Below are 24,465 nucleotides of genomic sequence, written 5' to 3' on the forward strand. Positions count from 1 at the left end.
CCTGCACGGCGGAGCAGGCATAATGGAGCCAAGTGTAGCTGCCGCCCTGTGATGGGCCAACCGTGGAACCATGAGCAAACCCGACCCCGCGATGAATGCCCTTGGCGTGCTGGCCCTGGAACTGGCCGGCGGTGAAATCCCCCGCCAGGCGGTGCTCAGCGCTGAACAGGCCGGTGAACTGGCCGAACGCGTCGGCCGTGACCTGTCCAAGCTGGTGCCGCAGGTGGCCGAGCTGGACCTGGTGTTCGCCGCCGCGCATTTCGACCCGGCCGAAGTATTGCGCCCGGGCTGGCCGATCCACCGCCGCCTGGAAGAACTGCAGATGCGTGCGCCGGGCCGCAACCAGGGTCCGCGCCTGCTGGCGTTCGGTACCGATGCCAACGGTGATGTACCGCTGCCGTTCCAGGCCGATGCCGGCCTGGTGGGCGGTGGCCTGCGCGTGGTGCCGTTCCTGCTGACCGGCAGCGACGTGGCCACCACCCACGCGGTGGCCGAGGCGCTGGAAGACACGCTGCTGGCCAACGGCATGGCCCATGCCGACACCGCGTTGATGGCGCAGAACACCTTTGGTGCGCGCATCGAGCACGCGCGCTATTTCACCGTGAACGACCTGGCCGCAATGATGTCGATGCAGTACGACAACCAGGGCCTGGCCGCGCTGTGGCCGCTGATCGAGACCGCGATCATGGCGCCGGGCGAAGACGAATGGCTCAACGCCGCGCCCGAGCCGCTGCTGCGCTACACGCATGGCGAGGCGCGCATGGCGTTGTTCGACCCGGCCGGCTGGTGCGCGCACTACGACCACAGCAAGAACGACTGCGACCGCCTGAAAGGCATCTACGAGCAGTTCCTGATGCGCCAGCGGCAGATGGCCGCCGTGCTGGAAGCACATGGGGTGCCGGTGTTGTTCGTGCACTGCGAAGCCGGGCAGGACGCGCGCGAGCTGCTGGCGCGCTGATCTGGATGATCTGTGGGTAGTGCCGGCCGCTGGCCGGCAACCTCCGGATCTGCGTTTGCCGGCCAGCGGCCGGCACTACCGATCAAGAAAAAACGCCGGCTTGCACCGGCGTTTTTCGTTTCCAGCAAAAGCGCCCTTACGGGGCCTTCTGGATCACCGCACACGCCAGGCGCGCGCCGGCGTTGCCGGTCGGCTGGGTCTTGTAGTCATCCGCATCGGCATGGACGATCAGGCCACGGCCGATGATGTCGAAGTCATCACCCTTGCCGATGTTGACGTTGCTCGACACCGGGCCGTCGATGGTGGCCACGCCCTTGTCGTCGGCCTTGATGTTGGGCATGTCGCCGCCGTGGTGGGGATCGGCGGATACGCTGCCGTGATCCTGCTTGCCCGGGTTGAAGTGGCCACCGGCGCTCATGCCGTCCGGGGCACTGCAGTCGCCCTTCTCGTGGATGTGGAAGCCGTGTTCGCTGCCCGGCTTCAGGCCACTGATCTGGCCGGTCACGTGGACCTTGCCGTCAACCACCTTGAAGGTGACGCTGCCCTTGGTCTCGTTGCCCTGGGTCGGTGCCAGTTCTGCGGTGGCCGAGGTGTCGCCGGCCGGCGCAGCCGCCGGGACCGGCGTTGCAGCCGGTTCGGTGGTGGCGCCCTCGGCCGGAGCGGCCGGCGGGGTTTCAGTCTGCGGAGCGGCCGGCTGCTGGTTGCAGGCCGCCAGGCCCAGCGCGGCGATGGCCGCAAACAGCGAAGTGTGGATCAGACGCATTGGAATCTCTCCCTGGATGAAGCCTGCGGTGATCAGCGGACGACCCGGATCACGCCGCAGGCGATGCGGACGCCGGCATTGCCGGCGGGCTGGCTGCGATAGTCGTCGGCGTTGGCATGCACGACCAGTGCACGTCCGGCGATATCGGTGGCGGCGCCTCCGCCAAGGGTAACGCCCTTGAGGTGGATATCGACGTTGGCGCGGCCCTGAGCATCGGCACGCAGATTGTCCATGTCGCCCAGGTGATGCTTGCCGGTGCCGGCGCGGCCATGCGCAGCGCCACCGGGGTTGAAGTGGTTGCCGGCACTGCTGGCATCCACTGCGCTGCAGTCGCCGCGCTCGTGGATGTGGAAACCGGCCTGCTGCATCGGCTGCAGGCCACCGATCAGGCCGGTGATGTGGATGCCACCGGGCTCCACCATCAGTGCGATGCGGCCACTGACAATGCTGGCCGAGGCCGGCGCAAGATTGGCCTCGCCCTGCTTCGCTGCGCTGACCACAGTCGGCGGCGGCGGAGTAGGTTCGGTCTTTTTCGGCGCGCTGCCGCAGGCAGACAGCAGCACGGCGGCGGACAACGGCAGGATGGCAAAGGACAGACGCATCAAAGACTCCTTGCAGATGACACTAAGCGTTGCATCGTCCATGAACGATCAACAGTTCGGCAAGCGGGCGCGAGGATCGCGTGCAGGGACCGTTCAATGGGCCCCGCGGCGGCGCCCGGCGCCCAGCTTGCGGGTAAGGGTATTGCGGCCCAGGCCGAGGCGGGCCGCGGCTTCGGCACGGCGGCCATGGGTGATCTGCAGCGCGGCCTCCAGCAGTGCATGGTCGACCCGCTCGCGAACCTGCGCGTGCAGCCCGTCCACGCCTTCGGCCAGCTGACGGCGTGCCCATTCGGCCAGCAGCGCTTCCCACTGCCCCGGATCGGCGCTGGCGGTATTGCTGCGACGACCGCGTGTACGGTTGAGCGCGGTATCGACGTCGGCCACGCCGATGGTGTCGGCGGCGGCCAACGCGGCCATCCGCCAGCACACGTTTTCCAGCTCGCGCACGTTGCCCGGCCAGTCGTGCTCGCGCAGTGCCTGCAGTGCGGCGGCGGTCAGGCGCTTCGGCGGCGTATCCAGCTTGCGCGCGGCGGCGGCCAGGAACGTGCTGGCGAGTTGCGCGATGTCTTCGCGGCGCTCGCGCAGCGGCGGCAGCTGCAACCGCACCACGTCCAGGCGGTGCAGCAGGTCGGCGCGGAACTTCCCCTGCGCCACCAGGCCTTCCAGATCCTGGTGGGTGGCTGCGACCACGCGCACGTCGACCCGGATCAGTTCGCGGCCACCGACGCGGAAGAACTCGCCCTGTGCCAACACGCGCAGCAGGCGGGTCTGCAGCGGCAACGGCATGTCGCCGATCTCATCGAGGAACAACGTGCCGCCATTGGCCTGCTCGAAGCGACCGATATGGCGGCGCTGCGCGCCAGTGAAGGCGCCGGCCTCGTGGCCGAACAACTCGCTTTCCAGCAGTTCGGCGGGAATCGCGGCGGTATTGAGCGCGACGAACGGCCCCTGCGCGCGCGGCGATTCGCGATGCAGCGCATTGGCCACCAGCTCCTTGCCGGTGCCGGTCTCGCCGGTGATCAGCACCGCCAGCGGTGCCTGCGCCAGGCGGCCGATGGCACGGAACAGCGCGCGCATCGGCGGGGTATCGCCCACCAGTTGCGGCGGCTGGTCGCCATGCGCTTCCGCCGCCGGTGTGGGCGCCGCCAGTGCCGGTGCAACGGCCGGCAGCACACGCTGCGCCAGCGCCACGGCATCGTCCAGATCGAACGGCTTGGACAGGAATTCATGCGCGCCACCGCGGAACGCACCGGCCGTGCTGGCCACATCGGTGTAGGCCGACATCACCACCACCGGCAACTGCGGCAACGCGGCCTTGAGCTTGTCCAGCAGCACCAGGCCATCGTCGCCAGGCATGCGCACATCGGTGAACAGCAGCGCCGGCGGCGGGCCTTCGCTCAACGCCTGCAGGGCGGGGGCGGCGCTGTCGAAATCGACGACCTGGTAGCCCGCCTCGCGCAGTGCTGTGCACAGCACGAAGCGCACGGCACGATCGTCGTCGACCACCCAGATGCGCTGCGGGGACGAAGAAGACTCAGACATCGCGCGGGGCCTCCTCGGCCAGGGCGGCGCCGCTGACGATCGGCAGCAGCAGGGTGAACACGGTATGGCCCGGACGCGAGCGGTAGGTCAGCGTGCCGCGATGTTCGCGCGCCACCTGCTGGGCCAGCGCCAGGCCCAGACCCGTGCCTTCGGCACGGCCACTCACCAAGGGCAGGAACAGATGCTCGGCCAGTTCCTCCGGCACGCCACGGCCGTCATCGGCGATTTCCAGGCGCAAGGCGAGCGTGTGCAGCTGCTCGGCGATGCGCACGCCATGCTCCACGCGGGTACGCAGGGTGATGTTGCCGGCGCCGGCCTGGATCGCGTTGCGCACCAGGTTCCAGACCGCCTGGGTGAGGCGGTCGGCGTCGCCATGGAATTCGGGAATGCTGGGGTCGTAGTCGCGCTGCAGGCGCACCGCCCAGCCAGCTTCGCTCTCGGCCAGGCGCAGCACGCGCTCCAGTGCGGCATGGATGTTCAGTTCGGCATGCGGCGCGGCCGGGGCCGGCGACAGCAGCTGGTCGAGCAGGCCGTTGAGGCGCTCGATCTCCGAGCCGATCAGCTCGATCAGCTCACGTTCGCTGGCATCGCGCTGGGCCGCGCGGCGGGCCAGCAGCTGCGCCGCGCCCTTCAGCCCGGCCAGCGGGTTGCGCAGCTCGTGGGCCAAGCCCTTCAGCGCCGCGCTGAGCGCGCTGGGCAGGGCCTGGGTCGGGTCCAGCCCGGGGAATTCGTCGACCGGATGCGCCTCCAGCAACCAGCCGCCATCGTCGCGGCGGCTCATCCAGCCCTCGGCGAAGCGCGGCGCCTCACCGGGCACCGCCAGTGCCAGCCGGTTCAGGCGCAGGCTGTCGCGCTCATCGCGAGCCAGGAAATGCGCCAGTGCCTCGCCCTGCACTTCCAGCGCGGCCAACGGCCGACCCAGCAGGCGCCGGGCGCTGACGCCCAGCCAGCGGGCGAAGGCCGGATTGCAGCCGGCAATGCAGCCATCGGCCCCGGCCCAGGCCAGCGGCGTGCCGAGGGCATCGAGGGACGGCGGGGGTGCGGGGTCGGACATTGCACCAATGTAGTGCAAAACGCGGATCCGGGGTCGGATCCCTTTCCGTCAGGAAAGGGCTCTGACCCCGGCCGGGCAGCGTTACACCGGGTAGCCGGTGGCTTCCCTGGCCTTCTTCCAGGCGCTTTCGAATTCGCGCGCGCTGATCTCGTCGTCCTCGTCGAAATCCAGGAACGACACCGGCTGGTCGGCCAGCAGGAAGCGGTCGTCGCTGTGGGCGTGCTCGTCGGCCCAGACCATCTTGGTGCCGTAGATTTCCACCTGGCGCACGATCTTCTCGCCGCGCGCTTCCATCAGCACGTTGCCCTTGCCCAGGCCCGATTCGGCCCAGTGCTTGTAGTACTTCTTTGCGGAGGATTTCGCGCCGGGTTTTGCGTTGTGCTTTGCGTAGGTCATTGCAGGGGTCCTGGCCGCAGGCGCGGCCGGAAAGTTCGGAATGGCGCCATTATCGCCCGACCTTGCAGCGCGCAGGTGGGTGCTTCACCGGGCCGGCGCCGGCAAGGCCACGCCCTTCGGCCACAGCATCCAGATATTGCCCTTCTGCTTCATGTCGCCGGCCAGCTGGCCGGCGGCATCGCCGCTGCCCCAGTACAGGTCCGCGCGCACTTCGCCGGCAATAGCGCCGCCGGTGTCCTGCGCAGCCACCGGGCGTACCACGGGCGTGCCATCGGGGCGCGTGGTCGACAGCCACAGCAGGCTGCCCAGCGGCACCACGGTGCGGTCCACTGCCACGCTGTAACCGGCGGTGAGCGGCACGTTCAGTGAACCACGCGGGCCTTCCGGGCTGTCCGGGTTGCGCACGAAGAACACGTAGCTGGGATTGCTGCGCAGCAGTTCCGGCACGCGCGCGGGATTGGCCCGGGCCCAGGCGCGGATCGCATCCATGGTGACGTCTTCCTTCTTCAGCTGGCCCTGGTCCACCAGCCAACGGCCGATGGCACGGTACGGGTGGCCGTTCTGTTCCGCATAGGCCAGCCGCACCTGTTTGCCATCGGCCAGGCGCACGCGGCCGGACCCCTGGATCTGCAGCAGCTGCAGGTCCATCGGGTCGGTCAGCCAGGCCAGCACTGGCGCCTTGGCGCCCTTGGCCGCGATGGTACCGGCATCGTCATAGGGCTTGAGCACCTTGCCTTCGACGCGCCCGCGCAGGCGCTTGCCCTTCAATTCAGGGTAGAGGCTCTCCAGCTGCACTACCACCAGATCATCCGGCGTGCCATAGACCGGCACCGTCGCCTTGTCGGTGCGGGTCAGGCTGCCGGCATAGATCGGCTCGTAGTAGCCGGTAATCAGTCCGTCGGCCTGGTGGCCGCCGGCACGCAATGCATAGACATCCAAATCGCGCTGCAGGAACTGGCGGATCGCCGCCGGGTCCTTGTCTGACACCGCTGCCGCGGTGGCGCAGGGTTTGGCCCAGACCGCATCGTTCTTCAGGCGGGTGCAGCTGCTGCGCCAGGCGACGAAACCGGCCTGCAGGTCGCTGTCGGAGACCGGCGGCAATGCGCTCCATGCGGCCTGGGCGTAAGTGGCAGGCGGTGGCGCAGGCGATGTTGGTGGTGGTGCTCCCAACGTGGAACACCCCGCCAGCAGGACGAGGGTACCCAGGCTCCAGTACCTGCGGTTCGAACGGGCGTCAAATGTGGTCATCGGTCCAATGTAGTGCAAATGACCTGCTGCGGTGCAGCCCTTCAATGGCGTTTACCAGCTCATCCGCTTCAGGATCGGATTGCCCGACAGATGATGCTTGACCACGGCGGAAATGTGCAGGAACAGGAGCCCGGCCAAAACCACGCATGCGTAGCGGTGTGCAGTATTGAACGACATTGTCAGCTGCGGGTCGGTGATGGGCTGTGGAAAGATCACCACATTGAAGACGTTGATCTCACGCTCCATCATCAGTACGCCCGTCAGCAGCACGATGATCGTGACGAGATACAGAGCCGCGTGGGCAATCAAGGCCACCCAATCCGCTCCGCTGGCGGGTGCGGCCCGGTGATTTGAGACGGCGATCACCAGGCGCACCACAAACAACGGAATCAATACCGTGGTGATGGAAACGTTGAAGAATCCGATGGCTTCCGCAAGGGCATGCGGAACGTCCAGAAGCGCTACGTAGAAGCCACTGATCGTGGCCCAGAGGATGATGACCGCAGAGATCCAGTGCAGCAGCACCTGGGTTTTGGAGTAGCGCATGGGAGGTGATTCGCTCGATCAATGATGTCGGGCGACGTTAGGCATTCACCTCGTTGAACAATATCGAATGGATTGCAAAAGATCTTGAAGCCCCCCCCACTCCGTGATCCGGGTCAGATTCCCGAGGGACTACACCGTTGCCGGCCGCCTACCGGCAATACCATTCACTGCGTCTGCAGCAACAGCGAATGCAGGATGCGGGCGTCCTCGGCATCCAGCGTCTTCGGCAGGTCGTCGCGGCCACGGAAACGGCGGTGGAATGCGGCGACGGTGGCGTCGCGGTTGTCCAGTGGATAGCCGAAGCGGGCCAGCGCATTCCAGGCGTCGAAGCCTTCCGGTGCTGCGCCGTCGGCCGCGCGCGGCCAGACCCCGAAACCGGCCTCGGCCAGCTGCTGCCACGGGAAGAAGCGGCTCGGATCCTGCTTGCGCGTCGGCGCCAGGTCGGCATGGCCGATCACCTGTCGCGGCGGAATGTTGAGGCGGGTGGTGAGATCGCGCAGCAGCACGATCAGCGATTCGATCTGCGCCGCACTGAACGGGCTGCGGCCATCGTTGTCGAGCTCGATGCCGATCGAGGCTGAATTGAGATCGGTGAGGGTGCCCCAGCGCCCGGCACCCGCGTGCCAGGCACGCCGCTCGTCGGCGACCAGCTGGTAGCGATGGCCATCGGCACCGATCAGGTAGTGTGCACTGACTGGCCCACCGCTGTTGGCGGTACGCAGCGTATGCAGGCTCTGCTGTACCGATTTCTGCTCGGTGTGGTGGATGACGATGATGACCGGCGTGCGCGCGTTCTGGTTGGGTGACGGCACCCAGGTGGCGAGCGGGTTGCGGGTTTCCTGCGGCGTGGAGGCGCAAGCGGCCAGCAGCAGGCAGGCCGAGAGCATCAGGGCGGTGCGGATCGGGAGCATGGCCTGATTGTGCGCGATCAGGCGCGATGATGCATGCCGCCGTGCCGAGCAAGCCTGGCACCCACCAGACGCAAAGGCGGCCCCGCAGGGCCGCCTGTCATGCATCAAGCCTCGTAGGCCGACTCACCGTGCGAAGTCACATCCAGGCCGGTGCGTTCGGCCTCTTCGGTCACGCGCAGGCCGACCACGCTGCGCACCACCAGCAGGATCAGCGTGGTCACCACCGCCGACCAGACCACCGTCAGCCCGACGCTGACCACCTGCACCCAGACCTGGTGCGCGATATCCAGATCGGCCTTGGTGCCGCCCAGCGACTGCGCACTGAACACGCCAGTGAGGATCGCGCCGACGATGCCGCCGACACCATGCACACCGAACACGTCGGCGGTGTCGTCCACCTTCAACAGGCGCTTGAGACCGGTCACGCCCCAGACGCAGACCACGCCGGCGACCAAGCCGATGACGATCGCGCCCAGCGGGCCGACGGTGCCGCAGGCCGGGGTGATGCCGACCAGGCCGGCCACCGCACCCGAGGCCGCGCCCAGCGCCGACGGCTTGCCCTTGCCGATCGCTTCCACCAGGGTCCAGCCGAGTACGGCGGCAGCGGTGGCCAGCACGGTGTTGAGAAAGGCCAGCGAGGCCACCGTATCGGCGGCGGCGGCGGAGCCGGCATTGAAGCCGAACCAGCCGACCCACAGCAGCATCGCGCCGATGTAGGTGAACGGCACGTTGTGCGGCTTAAGCGCGGTCTGGCCGTAGCCCAGGCGCTTGCCGACGAACCATGCGGCCACCAGGCCAGCCACACCAGCGTTGATGTGGACCACGGTGCCACCGGCGAAGTCGATCGCACCCAGTTCGCCCAGGTAACCGCCACCCCAGACGATGTGCGCCATCGGGATGTAGCTGAGGGTGAACCACAGTGCCGAGAACAGCAGCACCGCGCGGAACTTGATGCGCTCGGCGAACGCGCCGACGATCAGCGCGGTGGTGATGCCGGCGAAGGTCGACTGGAACGCGACGAACAGATAGTCCGGCAGGCCCTTGATCGGCGTGTTGCCCACCGAGTCGGGGGTGAAGCCCTTGAGGAAGGCGAATTCGGTGAACGAGCCGAAGAACGGATTGCCCGCGCTGAACACCGCGCTGTAGCCGTAGGCCACCCACAGCAGCAACACCAGCGAGAACACCACCAGGATCTGGCTGAGTACCGACAGCACGTTCTTCGAACGCACCAGGCCGCCGTAGAACAGGGCCAGGCCCGGCACCACCATCAGCAGCACCAGCAGGGTGGAAGTGAGCATCCAGGCGACGTCGCCACGATCATAGGCGGCGGCCGCTTCGTCCACGGCCGGCGCAGCGGCTGCGGCAACCGGATCCTGCAGTGGTTCAACGGCCACACTTTCGCTCGGCAACGGCGAGACCTGCGCCTGGGCATGGGCATTGCCCGGCCAGGCACCGGCGGCCAGCGCGCTGAGCAGCATCAACAGGCACACCAGATGGAACCGGGCCTGCCACCCGGTGAGAAGGCGCATCTTCATTGGGGGAATCTCCGGAAGGGGGTTACAGCGCGTCGGCACCGATTTCGCCGGTGCGGATGCGGATGACCTGTTCGACGGCGGTGACGAAAATCTTGCCGTCACCGATCTTGCCGGTGCCTGCCGACGACTGGATCGCTTCGATCACCGCGTCGGCACGCTCGTCGGTGACCACGGTTTCGATCTTGATCTTGGGCAGGAAATCGACGACGTACTCGGCGCCGCGATACAGCTCGGTGTGGCCCTTCTGGCGACCGAAACCTTTCACTTCGGTCACGGTGATACCCGACACGCCTGCATCGGACAGGGCCTCGCGGACCTCGTCGAGCTTGAACGGTCGGATGATGGCGGAGATCAGTTTCATGCGCATGTCCCGATGGTGGATGGGGCCAGCGCGCCAGCGCGCGTTGGCATCAGGCAACCACGGGTCATCAGGATGATGACCGTGGCTGTTGCACCGGACACGTACAGGGCCGGGACGGCCGTGCCTCTCTCCTTGCACGACCGACGCGGGAGGGAGGGCGGCCCTGGTCGCGTATCCGGTCTCTCTCTTGCCCCTGGATAAGCGGGCCAAAGGCCCGCGTTCCAATGCAGCGGACTGACAGCCCGCTCTACAACGGCGGGCCTGCGCCCGCCTTGCGGCTCCCCAGCCGCGAAAACGGAAGCGATGGCGGCGGGTGGGAGGGGGAAGCCCACCGCCATCGCCACCGGTCAGCTGGCGTAGTACAGCTGGTATTCCAGCGGGTGGGTGGCCGCGCGGAACTTGGTCACTTCCTGCATCTTCAGCGCGATGTAGCCGTCGATGAAGTCATCGCTCATCACGCCGCCTGCCTTCAGGAATTCGCGATCCTTGTCCAGCGCTTCCAGCGCCTGGTCCAGCGAGGAGCAGACCTGCGGGATCAGCTTCTCTTCTTCCGGCGGCAGGTCGTACAGGTCCTTGTCGCTCGGTGCGCCCGGGTCGATCTGGTTCTTGATGCCGTCCAGGCCGGCCATCATCAGCGCGGTGAAGGTGAGGTAGCCGGACTGGATCGGGTCCGGGAAGCGCATTTCGATGCGGCGTGCCTTCGGGTTGGAGACCCACGGAATGCGGCACGACGCCGAACGGTTGCGGGCCGAATAGGCCAGCATCACCGGCGCTTCGAAGCCCGGCACCAGGCGCTTGTAGCTGTTGGTGCCCGAGTTGGCGAAGGCATTGATGGCCTTGGCGTGCTTGAAGATGCCGCCGATGTACCACAGCGCCAGCTGGCTCAGGCCGCCGTAGCCGTCACCGGAGAACAGGTTGGTGCCGCCCTTGGACAGCGACTGATGCACGTGCATGCCGCTGCCGTTGTCGCCGACGATCGGCTTGGGCATGAAGGTGACGGTCTTGCCGTTGCGGTGCGCGACGTTCTTGATCACGTACTTCATGCGCAGCAGTTCGTCGGCCTTCTGCACCAGGGTGCTGAACTTGGTGCCGATCTCGCACTGGCCGGCGGTGGCCACTTCGTGGTGCTGCACTTCCACTTCGATGCCGACCTGTTCCAGGGCCTTGCACATCTCGGCGCGCAGGTCGTGCAGGGTGTCGGTCGGCGGAACGGGGAAGTAACCGCCCTTCACGCCCGGACGGTAGCCGCTGTTGGCACCGTCGTACTTGGCGCCGCTGTTCCAGGCGGCTTCTTCGGAATCGACCTTGAAGAAGGTGTTGCCCATTTCATTGGCGAAACGGACCGAATCGAAGATGAAGAATTCCGGCTCCGGGCCGAAGAACGCGGTTTCGGCGATGCCGGAGGACTTCAGGTAGGCCTCGGCGCGCTTGGCGATGCCGCGCGGGCAACGGCCATACGGCTGCATGGTGGCCGGGTCGAGGATGTCGCAGCTGATCACGATGGTCGGATCGGCGTAGAACGGGTCGACGTAGGCGCTGCTGGTGTCGGGCAGCAGGACCATGTCCGATTCGTTGATGCCCTTCCAGCCGGCGATCGAGCTGCCATCGAACATCTTGCCTTCTTCAAACAGCGACGGCTCGACGATGCTGACCGGGAAGGTGACGTGCTGCTCGACGCCACGCATATCCACGAAACGCAGATCGACGAATTCGATCTGGTTGTCCTTGATCAGCTTCTCAACGTTTTCCACGGACATCGGTACGACCTCGGATGGGGATGAATGCCTCCTGAGGTACAGCAACGACCGTGCCAACTTTTTACAGCCCGCAAGTCATTGATTTCAAAAAGCGTGCCCCGGACCGGTGCACATCGGTGCGCACCAATGAGGTGCGCCCGCCATCAGACGCACCCGTTTGGTGCAGCAGGGATCGTCTATCCTCTCGACCTTCTTCCTTCCTGCCGCGCGTGCCCGCACCGTCCATGTCCGACCTGCTCTCCGCCCTGCTGCTGGGCATCCTCGAAGGCTTGACCGAGTTCCTGCCGATCTCCAGCACCGGCCATCTGCTCATCGCCCAGCACTGGCTGGGTGCCCGTTCGGACTTCTTCAACATCGTCATCCAGGCCGGTGCGATCGTGGCGGTGGTACTGGTCTTCCGCCAGCGCCTGCTGCAACTGGCCACCGGCTTCAACCAGCGTGAGAACCGCGAGTACGTGTTCAAGCTGGGCGCGGCCTTCCTGGTCACCGCCGTGGTCGGCCTGGTGGTGCGCAAGGCCGGCTGGTCGCTGCCGGAAACGGTCAGCCCGGTGGCGTGGGCGCTGATCATCGGTGGCGTCTGGATGCTGCTGGTGGAGGCCTACACCGCGCGCCTGCCCGACCGCGACCAGGTGACCTGGACGGTGGCGATCGGCGTCGGCCTGGCGCAGGTGGTGGCCGGTGTGTTCCCCGGCACCTCGCGCTCGGCCTCGGCGATCTTCCTGGCCATGCTGCTGGGCCTGAGCCGCCGCGCGGCCGCCGCCGAGTTCGTGTTCCTGGTCGGCATCCCGACCATGTTCGCCGCCAGCGCCTACACCTTCCTGGAAATGGCAAAGGCCGGGCAGCTGGGCAGCGAGAACTGGACCGACGTGGGCGTGGCCTTCCTTGCCGCGGCCGTCACCGGCTTCGTCGTAGTGAAGTGGCTGATGGGCTACATCAAGTCGCACAAGTTCACCGCCTTCGCCCTCTACCGCATCGCGCTGGGTGCGGCACTGCTGCTGTGGTTGCCGTCCGGCAGCTGAACAGCGCCGGGGCACGATAACCCCGTTGCCGGTCCCACCCCGTTTCCCCCACGGTTCCCCAAGGAGAATCACCATGAACCGCAAGCTCACCCTGCTCCTCCCGCTGGCCCTGATGGCCGCCTGCAGCCAGACCCCGGCCCCGGCCGGCAACGGCGGCGACGACGTGGCCCCGGCCGCGGCCAAGGCAGCAGACCAGCAGACGCTGGCGCACCTGGATGCGCAGCGCCTGCAGAGCCAGCACTGGCTGCTGCAGCAGGCCACCGCCGCCGACGGCAAGCGCATCGACGCGCTGTTCGCCCGCGAAGACAAGCCGGTCACCCTGGACTTCGCTGATGGCCGCCTGTCGGTCAGCAACACCTGCAACCGCATGGGCGGCGGCTATACCTTCGACGCTGGCAAGCTGAGCGTCAGTGCGATGGCCTCGACCATGATGGCCTGCACCGACAAGGCGCTGATGGCGCTGGACGAGGCCGTGTCGAGCCGCCTGCAGGGCGAGCTGAAGGCCGAGCAGGATGCCGATGGCAAGCTGACCCTGACCAACGCCAAGGGCGACACGCTGGTCTTCACCCCGGAACCGACCGCCGAAACCCGCTACGGTGGCGCCGGCGAAACCGTGTTCCTGGAAGTGGCCGCCAAGACCGAGAAGTGCTCGCACCCGCTGATCCCGGACTACCAGTGCCTGCAGGTGCGTGAGGTCAAGTTCGACGACAAGGGCCTGAAGCAGGGTGAGCCGGGCAAGTTCGAGAACTTCTACGGCAACATCGAGGGCTACACCCACGAAGACGGCGTGCGCAACGTGGTGCGCGTGAAGCGCTATGAGGTGAAGAACCCGCCGGCCGATGCGCCGTCGCAGGCGTACGTGCTGGACATGGTGGTCGAGTCGGCCATCGAGAAGTGATGTAGAGCCGACTGTCAGTCGGCTGGCACTTGAAGGGCGGCCGCGAGGTCGCCCTTCTTCGTTGCGCGTTGTAGAGCCGAGCCATGCTCGGCTGCTGTCTATCGGGAAAAGCAGCCGAGCATGGGCTCGGCTCTACAGAAGCACATTGCCCGCTCAGGCCAATGCGGGGTTCAACGTGTAGGTGCCATGCAGCGCCGCTTCGGCCAGCACGTGGCCGTGCATGGCGCGATACGCGTCTGCGGCGGTGAAGCGTGCCGGAAGCTCCAACGAGGCCACGTCCAGCGCAAACACCCGGAAGAAGTAGCGGTGCACACGCTCGTCGTTGAACGGCGGATACGGGCCGTCGTAGCCCAGGTAGTCACCGGCCATGTCCGGGTTGCCGGCGAACCAGCCGGTGAAGTCGTTCAGGCCCTGGCGGCTGCCGGCCGGACCCGCGGGTGCGGGCTTGCCCTTCACCACGAAGCCATCGCTGCAGCTGCCAGCAGCAATCTCCTGCACCGAGGCCGGGATATCGGCCATCACCCAGTGCACGAAGTCGCAACGCGGCTGGTCGCGCGGCACGGTCATGTCATTGCGGCCGACCGTCTCCGGCACCGTCGGCACGTCCGGGTCCACGCACACCAGCAGGAACGAACGGGTGCCGGCCGGCGCCCCGCTCCAGGCCAGGTGCGGGTTGCGGTCGGGCGCGAAGCCAGCGGCATCACCGGCGGCGAACTCACGGTCGATCGGTGCGCCGTTGGTCAGGCTGTTGCTGCTCAGCTGCATTGCATTCTCCTCACTCTTCCGGGTAACCCAGGCGCACCGCAACCGGGGTGAGCTGGGCGAAGGCGGCGCTCATCACGTCGCGGTAGTTGCGCCAGTGGCCTGCAGGCAGGCGCGGCGCGCCCAGCTGTGCCGCCGGCGGCATCGGCCGCTCGAACAGGCGGCCCAGCAGTTCGGCCATCGCGTGCGGATCATTGCCGATCTGGTCGATGCGCAGCAGCACGTGCGGGTACAGGTCTTCCTCGTGCAGCGTGGCGATCTGGGTCAGTGCGCGCGTCAGCCATTCGCTGGCTTCGGCCAGCGAGGTCATCGCCAGCGGTGCGGCGGCGCCGTAGGCCACCCAGTCCAGCAGCATGTCGCGCGGATCACGCAGCACCAGCACCAAGCGCCCCTGCGGCAGCTGCGGACGCAGCGCCCACAGCAGGGCGTTGTCCCACCACAGCAGCCAGTCGATCACGGTGTCGCTCTGCAGGCCACGCGCCGGCAGCTGTTCGCGCCAGCGCTGCACCAGCCGTTCCGGCGTCAATACGCCCGAGGCCAGGTCCTGCAGCGTGTTGTAGTTCTGGAACGCATCATCGGGTGGGGTGTTGGTATATCGGTCGCTGCGCAGCACAGGGCTGGCGGCCGCCAGGCCGGTCGCCACGCGCTCCACGCCCGAACCGGGGGCGCCCCACAGGAAGATCGGTGCGGAACTGGCATCACCTTCGATGCTGCCCTTGTCGGGCCAGCTCGGCGGCGACTTGGCCTGTGGCGGCAACGGCAGGCGCTGCGGGGCCTGGTCGGTCTGCAGCGACATCCACGTGCGCAGCGCCTCCTGCGGCTGTCCGGCACGGTCCTGGATCTCGCCCATCCAGGTCCGCAGATCGGCGCGATGCGCTTCCGGCGCCTGCTCGATCAGCGCCTGCACACGGGCAATCGCCGCAGCGGGATCACGCTGCAGCAGCCCCTCGACCAGACGGGATTCACCGCTGACGCGACCCGGTTCGAGGCTGACGATGCGCTCGGCGATCGCTTCGGCCTGCGCGTGTTCGCCCGCCATGTCATGCAGCCGCAGGCGCGCTTCCAGGGCCGGCACATGCGTCGGCATCGCTGCCATCCAGCGCTCGACCGCAGCCACCGCGCTTTCGCTGCCCACCTGCTCGATGGCCAGGCGCGCCAGCCACACGTCGTGCAGCTGGTCATGCGCGTCCAGCACCGCATCCAGGCGCGCGCGTGCCTCTTCTTCGCGGCCCAGGCGCTGCCACGACATCAGCAGCAGCTGCAGCACCTGGCGGTCTTCCGGCTGCGTTTCCAGCAGCGGCAGCAGGTAGTCCAGCGCCTGCAACGGCTGGCCGTTGCGCAGCGCCAGTTCACCGGCCAGGCGACGCATCGCCGGCACGTCCAGCTCCGGCTGCCGCAGCGCTACCTGCACGGCTTCGGCCGCCGCCGGCACGTTGCCCTGGCGCAGTGCCAGCTGCACCACCAGGCCATGCAGCGAGGACAGCGAGGGATTCAGCTCCAGCACGCGGCGGAACGACTGCTCGGCAAACGCCAGCATGTCCTTGCCAAGGTAGGCGAAGCCCAGTGCATACAGCACACGGGTATCGTCCGGCAGTGCCTTGCTGGCGGCAGACAGCAGCGCCAGCGCGCGGTCGGCTTCGCCACGGCGCAGCGCGACCATGCCGTCGATGGTCAGCAGTTCCGGATGCTCCGGCTCCACGCGCGAGGCCAGGGTCGAGATGCGCTGTGCTTCGTCGAAATCGTTGCGGCCGATCGCCAGGTGCGCCTGCATCAGGTAGGCGGAGAAGGAATTCGGATCGAGGCCGGTGGTGCGCACCAGTGCTTCGTCGGCACCTTCGAACTGGCGCAGCGCCAGCAGCAGGCCGGCGTGCTGCAGGTGCAGCTGAGCGTCGTCCGGGGCCAGCCGCAGCGCCTGCTGCAATGCCTCCATCGCGGCTTCGGCATTGCCCTGCTGCTGCAGCGCAAGCGCCAGCCAGCGGTGGGCGTCGGCGCGGCCGGGTTCGTCACGGGTCCACGCCTGGGCCAGCTGCACGGCCTGGTCGGCCTGGTTCTGGCGCAACGCTTGGATGATCTGGTCTTGCATGGCAGTCCGGTTCAAGTGCAAACCGGCATTGTAGCGGGCTGCGCGCCGCTGCCGGTTCAGGCCTGCAGGACCCGCTGCAGGCGTTGCGCCACCCAGCGCTCGGAGAAGCCGTCACCCCGCCAGTTCTCGATGAATCCGCAGTGGCCGCCCCAGCAGGCAGTTTCCAGGCGCGCCTGGCGCGGCAGCTGCCAGTCACTGAAGGTCGCATAGGGAATGACCGGGTCATCCTGCGCCATCAGGATGTCAGCCGGCACCTGCAGGGCGGAGAGGCGGTCACCGGCAATCGAATAGCCATCGAAATAGGCCTGCAGCGAGCCGAAGCTGGTGTGCCGCTCGACCAGCCACGCGGTCAGCGCGCGGATGTCCAGCTTCAGCACGCGGTCGTCGCAGTCGCTCAGTTCAGGGAACAGGTCGCGCTTGCGGCGCAGCGAACCGGCCCACTTGCGGCGGAAGTACCAGTCGTACATCGCCGGGCCGTTCTCGATGCTGTCCATCGTCAGCGCCGGGTCCAGCACCGGGCACACCGACGCCACCCGCAGCAGCGGCACGCCGGCGGCCGGCGCGCGCAGGGCCAGCCGCAGCACGAAATTGCCACCCAGCGAATAGCCGGCGGCCACCAGCGGCAGCTGCGGCCAGCGCTGGGCGATATCGCCTGCGGCATGCACCACTTCATCGATCAGGTTGGAGTGGAAGATGCCGGGGTTCAGATGGTGGGTGTTGCCGTGGTCGCGGAAGTTCAGCCGCACCACATCGAAACCCTGTTCGATCATGCGCGCGGCCGCCATGCGCATGTAACTGGATTCGGCACTGCCTTCCCACCCGTGCAGCAGCAGGGCAATTCCCTTGGGCTGGCGACCTTCGACATGGCTGTGCCAGCCCTGCAGGCGCACGCCGTCACCGCCATCGAGGATCAGCTCCTCGCTGACCGCACCGGTGGCGGCCAGCAGCAGCAGGCCACGCTGCAGGCGCATGCGGCTGGAACTGAGCATCGACTGCAGGTGCGGATTGCGCAGCCAGCGCGGCGGCTGATAGTCAGCCGCATGCAGCGTCGGCGTACCGGCGTCCAGGACGGGTGGCGGTATCAGGGCCACCGCACCCTCACTGCGTGCTCATGGCCGCCACGATGCGCGCGCGCGAGGTTTCCGCGATGCGTCGACGGCCTTCCAGGTCCTGGGTACCGATCGGCTCCAGGAAATGCACTTCGGTATGCCGCGCCGGCTCACCGAGCAGGCGCAGGAAATTGGCGGCGAAACTCTCGCCCGGGCCGAACGCGACGATGGTTTGTGCGTCGCCCTTCACCCCGTACACCAGCGCCACCGGCTGCACCGGCACGCCGGTTTCAACCGCGGCCTGGAAGATGCGGGCATGGAACGGCCCCACTTCGTGGCCGCCGCGGGTGCGCCCTTCCGGAAACACACCGACCGCCTTGCCGGCGCGCAGGCGCTCCGCCATCACCTGCATCACCCCACCGAGCGATTCGGTATTGCCACGCTGATGGAAGATGGTCTGGCCGCGCGCGGCGAGCCAACCAACCAACGGCCAACTGGCGATCTCGCGCTTGGCGACAAAGCCCATCATGCGCTGGCTGTGCAGGATGGAGATATCCACCCAGCTGACATGGTTGGCCACAAACAGCACGGCGCCCGGCAGCGGCTTGCCGATCTGCGACAGGCGGAAGCCGAAGATCCACATCAGCCCGCCCTGCCACCAGTTCACCACCTTGGCCCCGAACGTATCCTCGCCCACGCGCAGTTCGCCCCACGGCGGAAGCATGCCGATCAGGATGAGCGGCAGGAACACGGAGATGTGGACCAACAGCAGCGGTACGCGGTACAGGTAACGGCACACACGCGCCAGGCCGCCGCGGGGGGCCGGAGTGGGGGAAGTCATCCGCGCACGATACCGGAGCGCCGCAGCAGCTGCCAGCCGATTTAGGCCATAACCGCCCTTGAGCGGGGCAATCGGCGGGGAACGCTGGGTTCTGCCGCCGTCAACACGCCCGCCAGGGGCTCAACCGTGGCCGGCGGCCACCACCGCCAGGGTCAGCCGCGAGATGCACACCAGCCGGCCCTGCTCGTCCTCGATGCGGATTTCCCACAGCTGCGTGCTGCGGCCCACATGCAGCGCGCGTGCGGTGCCGGTGACCGTACCCGAACGCACGGCGCGCACGTGGTTGGCGTTGATTTCCAGCCCCACGCAGATCTGTTTTGCGGGATCCACGCACAGGTTGCCAGCACTGCTGCCCAGGGTCTCGGCCAGCACCACCGAGGCGCCGCCGTGCAGGATGCCGTACGGCTGGCGGGTGCGTTCGTCCACCGGCATGGTGGCCTGCAGCCAGTCCTCACCGACGGCACTGAAAACGATGCCCAGGGATTCGATGGCCGTGTTGCGGCTGAGCGCGTTGAGCTGCTCGATGGAAACGGCTTCGCGGAATACCTGGGTCATGCGGGCACCTTCAGAGGATGGGAACGAGGCCGGCGCCGAACGCGGTCAGCATGCGCACCAGCAGCCACTTCGGGCCGACGTTGACTTCGGGGAAGTCGCCGACGGCGACGTAGCAGTCGTGGAATGCCGGGTCCTGCCGGGGCAGCGGCTGCGGGCAGTCCGGGCCGGGCTTGAATTCGTAGTCGGTGGCGTAACGCCACGGCCAGAAGTCGAGGATCGGCAGCGCTTCGGAGGCCTTGCCGACGCTGTAGTTGAGCCCCGACAGCACCGGCGGTTTGGCGCGGGGTGCCACCGTCCAGGAGTTCTGCGGGTGGGTGTCGCGCAGGATGCTTTCGGCCAGCTGCTCGGCGAAGACCGGATCGTCGATGATCACTGCGCCTTCGGTGTTGTAGTTCTCGCTGCGCGGATCGAAATTGTGGGTGCCGACCACGCCGATGCGGCGATCGACCACCAGCGACTTGGCATGCAGGCCCATGCGCGCACCCTTGCGGGTGACCGGCAGTGGCTTGTTGACCGCCTTGCTGCCAAGGAACGACGGCCGCGTCTCGGTGCGCAGCAGCCGCGTTTCCACTTCGCTGCCGGCCGCACGACGGCGTTCGCGGGCGTTCTGGTAGGCGCTTCCGGTACGCGGATGGTTCACCGGGCCATGCTTGTCCATGGCGCCCGAGCCGCCATCGCTGCCACCGCGCGCATTGCTGCCGGCGGCGCTGCCGCCGATCAACGGATTGCGCCCGCTGTCATCCTCGCCTTCGGGCGCGGCGATCGGGTCGGGCAGCAGGTTGCGGTAGTCGACCGGCGCATCCAGCGGGAACGGCTTGTATTCGAAGATGTTGAAGCCCAGTTCGCGCATGTTGCGCCGCTTGTACTTGTACGACAGCGCATACACGATCGGGTTGTCGGTGGCCGCCAGGCTGTTGCTGGACACCACCACCCGCGGCGGCTGCGGACGCTTGCGCAGCTCGCGGAACAGCTTCTGCGCCGGCTTGGACAGCACCAGGTACGGCGTCTGCAGGATCACTTCCTTCTGCGCGCTGGCGATCAGCGCGTCCAGCTGAGGCTCGGTCACATGCTGGCCAGCCAAGGGTGCGTCGGCCTTCTCGCGGCGATGCTTGCGCGGCAGATCCGCCACATAGCGCACGGAGGCCACCGGCAGCGCGGTATCGACGAAGGAGCGGGTGACGAATTCGGTGTCGTTGGCTTCGGCACTGACCCGTTGCACCCGTTCCGGGCGCCGGAAGGTGGCCGGCGGCAGCGTCGGTACGCCCTCGCGCAGCAAAGTGCGGCCGACATCGTTCAGGCGTTCGGCCGGCACGCTGCGGTGAGCCCGCCAGAAGGCATCGAAGTTGGCCGCCATCGCCCGTGCCTCCGGCCCCGCAATCAGCACGTCGCGGTCGCGGAAGTTGTACTCGCGGTCCCAGTCGTAATAGTCGTCCTGGTAATTGCGACCACCGACCACACCGATCGCGTCGTCGATCACCAGCAGCTTGTTGTGCATGCGCTGGTTGAAGCGGCGGAAGCAGCACAGCACGCTGCCGGCGTAGTCGAAGTAGTTCAGCCGGGCCTTGCCGAAGGTCGGGTTGTAGACCCGCAGCTGGAAGTTCTGGTGGGCACCGGACAGCGCCCCCAGGATCTCGAGGTCGGAGATCGCCGAGAGCTGGTCGATCAGCACCCGCACCTTCACCCCGCGGCGGGACGCGGCCAGCAGTTCGTCGATGACCAGCCGGGCGCTGTCGTCCTTGTCAAAGATGTAGGTCTGCAGGTCGATGCTGCGGGTAGCACTGCGCAGCAGGTTCAGGCGTGCCACCAGGGCGCCCTCGCCCTCATCCAGCAGGGTGGCGTAGTGGCGCGGTCGCTCCGGGGTGGATTCGGTGAACGCCCGCCCGGCCAGGGCCCGCAGCGGCGAGTCCTGCGCGCAACGGTCGGCGCGCTGGCAATCAACCACGGTGGAGCGCGCCTGCACCGCGATCGCTTCGGCACGGTCGCGCTCGGCATGCGACAGCGAGGCACAACCGCTGCCCAGCAACACGGTTGCCAGCGCCAGTACACGCAGCAGGAGGTTCACGGTTTCGGCGCCTCGCTCAGGCGCGCTCGCAATACGAAGGTCACTCGGTCACTCAAGGCAAGCTGCCAGCTGTCCATTCCATACCGGCCTCGCTGCACGGTACCGCGGCTGACGACATCGCAATCATAGCCGGGACGGGCGCAATCCGCTTTCTCGACCTTGAGCTTCTCGGGGTGGCTGATCCCACGCAGGGTCAGGCGGCCATCGATATCGCCCCCGTTCTCCACGGTCTCCGGCCAGTACGGCAGCGAGTCGAACTCGACCACCGGATGGCGGCCGGCATCGAAGAACTCCTCGCCGCGCATCCAGCCGGTGTAACGCGACTTGCCGGGGATCTCGACCGAGCGCGTGAACATCTTCAGGTGCACCTGGTGGCGGCCATCGGAAAGGATCTCGATGCGTCCTTCAAAGTGCGGGAACACGCCTTCGATGCGTTGCCCGAAGCGGGTGCGCACTTCGAAGCCGATCTGCGAGCGCACCGTATCCAGGCGCAGCATCCGTGGGGCTTCGGCTGCCACCGGTGGCAACGGAGTGGGCGGAGGTGCTGCAGCCCAGGCAGGACCGAAGGCCAGCAGCGCGGGCAGCAGGAAGCGGCTGCGCCGCGCCAGGCTCATCGGATCACGGCCACCAGAACGCGTTCAGGCTGGCCACGCCCGGTTCGATCGAGGCCTCGCGCGGGAAGCCAAGCACGGCGATACCGGCCGGCGGCATGCCGCGATAGTCGCTGCTGGTGCCCTCGGTCATCAACGCCACCAGGCGCTCCAGACCCGGGTTGTGGCCGACGATCAGCACCCGGTCGAGGTCACGGCGGTCGTCCACCAGCGCCGCCAGGGTGCCGGGGGTGGCCTCGTAGATGCGGTCTTCCAGGCGCTTCTCCACGTAGCCGATGGTGCCGAGCACGGCCTCCAGAGTCTCGCGGGTGCGCCGCGCCGGCGAGCACAGCACGCAGTCCGGCAGCAGATTGTTTTCCTTCAGCCACTTGCCGGCGGCTTCGGCTTCGGCCAGCCCTACCGGCGACAACGGCCGGTCAAGGTCGGCCTGGCCGGGAGTGGCCGGTTCGGCATGGGCATGGCGCAGCAGGATCAGTTCACGCATCGCGGGTTTCCATGAAGAAGAGGATGCAGCAGAAGGAGTGAGGCAGGCATCAAAGCTTGAGCCAGGACAGCAGCGGCTCCCAGTCGGCCTGGTGTTCGCGCACCTGGGCGGAGCGGTAGTCGAACAGGCTGCGGCCCAGGCCGGTCATGACCACGTAGCTCTGGCTGTCACGCAGCTGCGCGACCACCGGGTATGGCCATTCGGCCAGCATCTGCAGCGCCTGCTGCGAGGTCTGGGTCCACGGCTTGGTGCGGTTCAGGACCAGCCCCACCGGCAGCTTGCGGCTGTGCACCCGTGGGTTCTGGGCCAGGCTGTTGAGGAAGCCGACGATGGCTTCGATATCCAGCGCCGAGGGCAGCACCGGCACCACCACCGCGTCGGCAGCGTCAAGGAAATGGGGGATATCGTCGGCCAACGCACCGGCCGGCGCATCGATGATGACGGTTTCGGTACCGTCGGGCAGCTTCTGCGCCCACTGCTTCTTGCGATACACGTCGATGGGGAGCACCGCGCTTTCCAGCCCGGCACGCCGTTGCGCCCAGCGGGTGCTGGAGCCCTGCGGGTCGGCATCGGCGATCACCGTGGCCTTGCCCTGCAATGCCGCGTACGCGGCCAGGTGGGTGGCGACGGTGGTCTTGCCCACCCCGCCCTTGGAACCGGCCACCAGGATCGTCTTCATGCCAGCCTCGCTTCCGGGTACGTGCCCCGAGCGTACACCGGCGGTGGTGACGGGAGGTAGCATCGCGCTGAACCTGTGGCCATCGCCTTTGCTATCGTGGCGCCCCCGAAGGATCGAACCGGCATGAGCGAGCTGCAGGACCTGAGCGCACTGATCCGCGCCAATACCCCCCTGATCGTGATCGAGACCCAGGACGAGGGTCGCATCGTGGAACTGTTCCGGCAGACGCTGATGCACGTGTGGCGGGCGCTGCACCGCTGGTCGATCACCGAAGGCCTGCGCCGGATCGACCTGGACAGCGAGGACCCGCCAGTCGGGCCGCCGGATGCCAGTGCGGCCCTGCAGATGATCCGCCAGGCGGAGCAGCGCGGGGTCTACCTGCTGCTCGATTTCCACCCCTACCTGGGCTATGCCAGCCACCAGCGCGCCCTGCGCGACCTGATCCAGCGCCGCCACAGCGAACCGCACGTGCTGGTGCTGATCGGCGCCAAGGTGGAACTGCCGGCCGAGCTGGAAGCACTGGCGGTACGCTTCAACCCACGCCTGCCCGATGCCAACGCCCTGCTGAAGATGCTGCGCGAGGAGGCCGACGCCTATGCACGCGAGCATGGCGGCCGAAGGGTGGAAGTCGACAGCGAAGCGGTGAAGAAGATCCTGAAGAACCTGCAGGGCCTGAGCCTGGTCGATGCCCGGCGCATCGCGCGCCAGCTGATCTACGCCGACGGCGCGCTGCGCGACGACGACCTGCCGCAGCTGGCGCGGCTGAAGTTCGAGCTGCTCAATCGCAGCGGCCACCTGTTCTTCGAGCACGACAGCGCGCGCTTCGGCGACGTGGCCGGCGCCAACCGGCTCAAGCGCTGGATCAACCAGCGGCGGGTCGCATTCATCGCCGGCTCGGCACCGGCCGGGCTGGACCCGCCACGCGGCATGCTGCTGCTGGGCGTGCAGGGCTGCGGCAAGTCGATGCTGGCCAAGGCCACCGCGGCCGGCTTCGGCGTACCACTGCTGCGCCTGGACGTGGGCGCGCTGTACAACAAATACCACGGCGAGACCGAGGCGAACCTGCGCCAGGCACTGGCCTCGGCCGAGCAGCTGGCGCCCTGCGTGCTGTGGATGGACGAGATCGAGAAGGGCCTGGCCACGGGTGGCGAGGACGGCGGCGTGTCACGCCGCGTGCTCGGTTACCTGCTGACCTGGATGGCCGAGCGCAAGGCGCCGGTGTTCATCGTCGCCACCGCCAACCAGGTGCAGGAGCTGCCTGCCGAACTGCTGCGCAAGGGCCGCTTCGACGAGATCTTCTTCGTCGACCTGCCCTCGCCTGAAGTTCGCGTGGAACTGTTGCGCCTGCACCTGGGGCGGCGCCAGCTCAATGCCGATGACTTCGCACTGCCGGCGCTGGCAGCAGCCGCGAATGGATTCTCCGGCGCCGAAATCGAGCAGGCGATCGTCGCCGGGCTGTATGCGGCGCATGCCGAGGGCCGACCGCTGGATACCGAGCTGCTGATGAATGAGATCCGCGCGACGCGGCCGCTGTCGGTGCTGATGGCCGAGCAGGTGGAAGCATTGCGGGCGTGGGCGTCGGGGCGGACGGTTTCCGCGGACGACTGAGGTTTCCCGGGAACGGCGCAGCCCCTCGTGGCGGCTGGTTGGCTGTGAACATCAAAAGCCGCGCTTGGCCGGGCGGGATGGATTCGCGGGGGACGCCGTAAACCCGTCCATGGGGGCTTGGCCGCGGCATCCATGCCGCGG

At 67.6% G+C, this 24,465-nt stretch carries 24 protein-coding genes; 4 read left to right on the plus strand and 20 right to left on the minus strand.

Annotation, left to right across the window (positions count from 1 at the left end; translation table 11 throughout):
- Positions 1–70 precede the first annotated feature (70 nt).
- Complete coding sequence (locus tag R1H25_RS12995; protein WP_049446113.1) at positions 71–958, plus strand: hypothetical protein; 888 nt, start codon at positions 71–73, stop codon at positions 956–958.
- Positions 959–1,094: 136 nt separating this feature from the next.
- Here the strand turns inward: R1H25_RS12995 and R1H25_RS13000 are convergent, their stop codons facing one another.
- The 11 genes from R1H25_RS13000 to glnA form a co-directional block, all read right to left on the minus strand.
- Complete coding sequence (locus R1H25_RS13000; RefSeq protein WP_317223782.1) at positions 1,095–1,721, minus strand: superoxide dismutase family protein; 627 nt, start codon at positions 1,719–1,721, stop codon at positions 1,095–1,097.
- Positions 1,722–1,753: 32 nt separating this feature from the next.
- Entirely contained in the window at positions 1,754–2,323 is a 570-nt protein-coding gene (locus tag R1H25_RS13005) for a superoxide dismutase family protein (protein WP_005407586.1), read from the minus strand.
- A gap of 93 nt (positions 2,324–2,416) precedes the next feature.
- Positions 2,417–3,865, minus strand: a complete 1,449-nt coding sequence (ntrC, locus tag R1H25_RS13010) for a nitrogen regulation protein NR(I) (protein ID WP_317223783.1) — start codon at positions 3,863–3,865, stop codon at positions 2,417–2,419.
- A complete protein-coding gene (locus R1H25_RS13015; RefSeq protein ID WP_317223784.1) occupies positions 3,858–4,919 on the minus strand; it encodes an ATP-binding protein in 1,062 nt (353 codons plus the stop codon). Before R1H25_RS13015 ends, ntrC begins: the two co-directional genes overlap by 8 nt.
- An 81-nt stretch (positions 4,920–5,000) precedes the next feature.
- Positions 5,001–5,315, minus strand: a complete 315-nt coding sequence (locus R1H25_RS13020; protein ID WP_317223785.1) for a hypothetical protein — start codon at positions 5,313–5,315, stop codon at positions 5,001–5,003.
- An 84-nt stretch (positions 5,316–5,399) separates the two neighbouring features.
- Positions 5,400–6,563: an MltA domain-containing protein gene (locus R1H25_RS13025; RefSeq protein WP_317223786.1), complete on the minus strand. Its 1,164-nt coding sequence runs from the start codon at positions 6,561–6,563 to the stop codon at positions 5,400–5,402.
- A 51-nt stretch (positions 6,564–6,614) separates the two neighbouring features.
- Positions 6,615–7,109, minus strand: coding sequence for a cytochrome b/b6 domain-containing protein (locus R1H25_RS13030; protein WP_317223787.1), 495 nt, complete (start codon positions 7,107–7,109; stop codon positions 6,615–6,617).
- A gap of 164 nt (positions 7,110–7,273) precedes the next feature.
- Positions 7,274–8,020: an N-acetylmuramoyl-L-alanine amidase gene (locus tag R1H25_RS13035; protein WP_317223788.1), complete on the minus strand. Its 747-nt coding sequence runs from the start codon at positions 8,018–8,020 to the stop codon at positions 7,274–7,276.
- Positions 8,021–8,124: 104 nt separating this feature from the next.
- Positions 8,125–9,555, minus strand: a complete 1,431-nt coding sequence (locus R1H25_RS13040; protein WP_317223789.1) for an ammonium transporter — start codon at positions 9,553–9,555, stop codon at positions 8,125–8,127.
- Between the two features lie 22 nt (positions 9,556–9,577).
- Entirely contained in the window at positions 9,578–9,916 is a 339-nt protein-coding gene (locus R1H25_RS13045; protein ID WP_004134334.1) for a P-II family nitrogen regulator, read from the minus strand.
- Between the two features lie 347 nt (positions 9,917–10,263).
- Complete coding sequence (glnA, locus tag R1H25_RS13050) at positions 10,264–11,673, minus strand: type I glutamate--ammonia ligase (protein ID WP_317223790.1); 1,410 nt, start codon at positions 11,671–11,673, stop codon at positions 10,264–10,266.
- Positions 11,674–11,897: 224 nt separating this feature from the next.
- Between glnA and R1H25_RS13055 the strand changes: the two genes are divergently transcribed.
- Together R1H25_RS13055 and R1H25_RS13060 are read left to right on the plus strand one after the other, a co-directional pair.
- Positions 11,898–12,692, plus strand: a complete 795-nt coding sequence (locus R1H25_RS13055; RefSeq protein ID WP_049446094.1) for an undecaprenyl-diphosphate phosphatase — start codon at positions 11,898–11,900, stop codon at positions 12,690–12,692.
- 73 nt (positions 12,693–12,765) lie between these two features.
- On the plus strand, positions 12,766–13,590 hold the full coding sequence (locus tag R1H25_RS13060; RefSeq protein WP_317223791.1) for an META and DUF4377 domain-containing protein: 825 nt from the start codon (positions 12,766–12,768) through the stop codon (positions 13,588–13,590).
- Between the two features lie 153 nt (positions 13,591–13,743).
- Here R1H25_RS13060 and R1H25_RS13065 read toward each other — a convergent pair whose 3' ends face one another.
- The 9 genes from R1H25_RS13065 to R1H25_RS13105 form a co-directional block, all read right to left on the minus strand.
- Positions 13,744–14,355 carry a YbhB/YbcL family Raf kinase inhibitor-like protein gene (locus R1H25_RS13065; RefSeq protein ID WP_049446090.1) on the minus strand — a complete coding sequence of 204 codons (612 nt, stop codon included), beginning with the start codon at positions 14,353–14,355 and terminating at the stop codon, positions 13,744–13,746.
- Between the two features lie 10 nt (positions 14,356–14,365).
- The gene (locus R1H25_RS13070; protein ID WP_088480001.1) at positions 14,366–16,435 is read right to left on the minus strand and encodes a tetratricopeptide repeat protein; all 2,070 of its coding nucleotides are present in this window, start codon (positions 16,433–16,435) and stop codon (positions 14,366–14,368) included.
- Positions 16,436–16,491: 56 nt separating this feature from the next.
- The gene (locus R1H25_RS13075; RefSeq protein WP_080354832.1) at positions 16,492–17,526 is read right to left on the minus strand and encodes a YheT family hydrolase; all 1,035 of its coding nucleotides are present in this window, start codon (positions 17,524–17,526) and stop codon (positions 16,492–16,494) included.
- 7 nt (positions 17,527–17,533) lie between these two features.
- On the minus strand, positions 17,534–18,325 hold the full coding sequence (locus tag R1H25_RS13080) for a 1-acyl-sn-glycerol-3-phosphate acyltransferase (protein ID WP_057501340.1): 792 nt from the start codon (positions 18,323–18,325) through the stop codon (positions 17,534–17,536).
- A gap of 120 nt (positions 18,326–18,445) precedes the next feature.
- The gene (locus R1H25_RS13085) at positions 18,446–18,880 is read right to left on the minus strand and encodes a hotdog fold thioesterase (protein ID WP_057501341.1); all 435 of its coding nucleotides are present in this window, start codon (positions 18,878–18,880) and stop codon (positions 18,446–18,448) included.
- Between the two features lie 10 nt (positions 18,881–18,890).
- Complete coding sequence (locus R1H25_RS13090; protein WP_057501342.1) at positions 18,891–20,942, minus strand: phospholipase D family protein; 2,052 nt, start codon at positions 20,940–20,942, stop codon at positions 18,891–18,893.
- Entirely contained in the window at positions 20,939–21,556 is a 618-nt protein-coding gene (locus R1H25_RS13095; protein ID WP_049446082.1) for a YceI family protein, read from the minus strand. The genes R1H25_RS13090 and R1H25_RS13095 overlap by 4 nt, the downstream gene beginning before the upstream one ends.
- 4 nt (positions 21,557–21,560) lie before the next feature.
- Positions 21,561–22,037 carry a histidine phosphatase family protein gene (locus tag R1H25_RS13100; RefSeq protein WP_005407539.1) on the minus strand — a complete coding sequence of 159 codons (477 nt, stop codon included), beginning with the start codon at positions 22,035–22,037 and terminating at the stop codon, positions 21,561–21,563.
- A gap of 49 nt (positions 22,038–22,086) precedes the next feature.
- The gene (locus R1H25_RS13105) at positions 22,087–22,716 is read right to left on the minus strand and encodes a ParA family protein (protein ID WP_049446080.1); all 630 of its coding nucleotides are present in this window, start codon (positions 22,714–22,716) and stop codon (positions 22,087–22,089) included.
- A gap of 123 nt (positions 22,717–22,839) precedes the next feature.
- Between R1H25_RS13105 and R1H25_RS13110 the strand changes: the two genes are divergently transcribed.
- Positions 22,840–24,324 (plus strand): AAA family ATPase, encoded by a 1,485-nt coding sequence (locus R1H25_RS13110; protein ID WP_317223792.1) that lies wholly within the window; start codon positions 22,840–22,842, stop codon positions 24,322–24,324.
- The last annotated feature ends 141 nt before the right edge of the window (positions 24,325–24,465 follow it).

This window comes from Stenotrophomonas veracruzanensis (assembly GCF_032911525.1).
Taxonomy (GTDB): Bacteria; Pseudomonadota; Gammaproteobacteria; order Xanthomonadales; family Xanthomonadaceae; genus Stenotrophomonas; species Stenotrophomonas africana.